This window comes from Deltaproteobacteria bacterium (assembly GCA_009930495.1).
In the GTDB taxonomy this organism is placed as follows: domain Bacteria; phylum Desulfobacterota; class Desulfovibrionia; order Desulfovibrionales; family Desulfomicrobiaceae; genus Desulfomicrobium.
Window position 1 is genome coordinate 1 of record RZYB01000415.1, and the last position, 1,329, is coordinate 1,329.

The following is a 1,329-nucleotide window of genomic DNA, read 5'->3' on the forward strand; positions in this document are numbered from 1 at the left end:
GTACCCGGCGCTGCGCAGTTTGATTTTATAGCAATTCGGCATGCCGCTCAGTCGCGCGCTGTCCACATTGGGATTGTCGCGGAGGGCGCGCAGTTTTTTGGCGAACTGTTCCCGGATGACCGGATCAAGGCGGTCCCATTCCTTTTTGGTGGTCTCTTTGAACCGCAGGCTATAGCTCATCCCATTCCACCGCGATTTCCGGCTGATTTTGGCGGGCCGTGACCACGGCGGTCAACTCCATGTCCTCCAGTTTGTCCATGAGCCGCTCGTAGGCCGTGGCCGGCACACAGTAGAAAACAGGTTCGTTGTGGTTGAGGATGGCCACGGGAAAGCCATCGCCAGAGGCAACAGTGGCCATGGGATTTTTTTTCAACTCTGATACGCTGGCCGCAACATCGGCAAGGATCTGACTGGGCATGTTCGCTCCTTATTTCGATTTATATTTAAGTCAAAAAATAGGTCTTTTCTTCGGAGCGGTCAAGCGGATGCGCATCAGGCATCAGCATGCAATACGACCCCACGTTCTTCAATAATCGTCCCGATCCCCCGGACGCACCGGGTGCCCGGCCGGCCTTCGCTGCGATGCAAACACGCCGCAAAACCACGCCACCCTGTCCGCCGCAAAGAGTCTTTACGAATCGAAGCGCCAGCACTATACACACAGTATAAAGCAGAAGGAGGTCACACATGGAAACCGGCACCGTCTTTATCAACAACCGAACCCAAGCCGTCCGACTCCCGGCCAGCACGCGCTTTCCGGACTCCGTCAAACGGGTCCAGGTCCGAATCGTGGGCAAGGACCGCGTCCTGACCCCCGTGGAATCGGCGTGGGACAGTTTTTTCCTGAATGGAATCGAGGCGACCGAGGACTTTTTGACCGAACGCGCCGACCAGGCCCAAAAAGAACGCGAACAGCTCTAGAAACGGCCATGCTCAAATATCTGCTGGACACAAACATCGTCATCTATGTCGTGAAACATCGCCCGCTGTCGGCGCTTGAGACTTTCAACCAAAACCACGGGCGCATGGCCATTTCCACCATCACGCTGGCGGAGTTGGCCCATGGCGTTGAAAAAAGCAGCAATCCAGGGCGAAACATGAAGGTGGTCGAGGATTTCGCCAGCCGCATGGACGTTCTCCCCTACGACAACAAGGCTGCATGGCAATACGGATTGATCCGCGCGGCGCTGGAACGGCAGGGCACACCCATCGGCGTCAACGACCTGCACATCGCGGCCCACGCCCGAAGCCTGGGCCTTGTGCTCGTCACCAACAACCTGCGCGAATTCGAACGTGTGCCAGGGCTGAGCTGCGAAAACTGGGTATGAC

At 57.0% G+C, this 1,329-nt stretch carries 4 protein-coding genes; 2 read left to right on the top strand and 2 right to left on the bottom strand.

The features are described from left to right. Both EOL86_15115 and EOL86_15120 read right to left on the bottom strand, forming a co-directional pair. Window positions 1-180 (bottom strand): type II toxin-antitoxin system mRNA interferase toxin, RelE/StbE family (locus EOL86_15115; GenBank protein NCD26899.1); only part of this gene is annotated, 180 nt, incomplete at its 3' end. Next, complete coding sequence (locus EOL86_15120) at window positions 170-418, bottom strand: type II toxin-antitoxin system Phd/YefM family antitoxin (protein NCD26900.1); 249 nt, start codon at window positions 416-418, stop codon at window positions 170-172. The genes EOL86_15120 and EOL86_15115, both read right to left, overlap by 11 nt. Before the next feature lie 269 nt (window positions 419-687). On the opposite strand from EOL86_15120, the gene EOL86_15125 reads away from it, so the two are divergent. Beyond that, window positions 688-921 (top strand): AbrB/MazE/SpoVT family DNA-binding domain-containing protein, encoded by a 234-nt coding sequence (locus EOL86_15125; protein NCD26901.1) that lies wholly within the window; start codon window positions 688-690, stop codon window positions 919-921. Window positions 922-929: 8 nt separating this feature from the next. Further along, window positions 930-1,328: a tRNA(fMet)-specific endonuclease VapC gene (vapC, locus tag EOL86_15130; GenBank protein NCD26902.1), complete on the top strand. Its 399-nt coding sequence runs from the start codon at window positions 930-932 to the stop codon at window positions 1,326-1,328. The last annotated feature ends 1 nt before the right edge of the window (window position 1,329 follow it).